The organism is Mesorhizobium sp. Arg314 (genome assembly GCF_053714275.1).
Genome location: NZ_JBSKBP010000369.1, coordinates 1 through 244 on the forward strand (window position 1 = coordinate 1; position 244 = coordinate 244).

General features: G+C 58.6%; 1 pseudogene. It reads right to left on the bottom strand.

Annotation, left to right across the window (positions count from 1 at the left end):
• A pseudogene (locus ACWGS9_RS35900) lies at positions 1-244 on the bottom strand (IS110 family transposase); the annotation flags it as partial.

A 244-nucleotide genomic window follows, 5' to 3' on the forward strand; every position in this document is an offset into this window, starting at 1 on the left:
TTCAACGCGAGTGACGGACCCAACCCATGGATCTCGGTCAGATCGACGCCAAGCACGCCGTATAGAGCGGTCCTCACATCGAACGATGGTGTATTGACCTGCTTGGTCTTCACCCGCGGCCTGGAGAGCTTGCCCACCGGCTTGGCCTCTTTGTCAGTCAGCGCCGCCATCAAGGATTCCAGCTTGTGATCGCAGTCAAGCATCTTGGCCTGGTAGGTGTCGTAGAGCTCCAGCGACTGGGTCA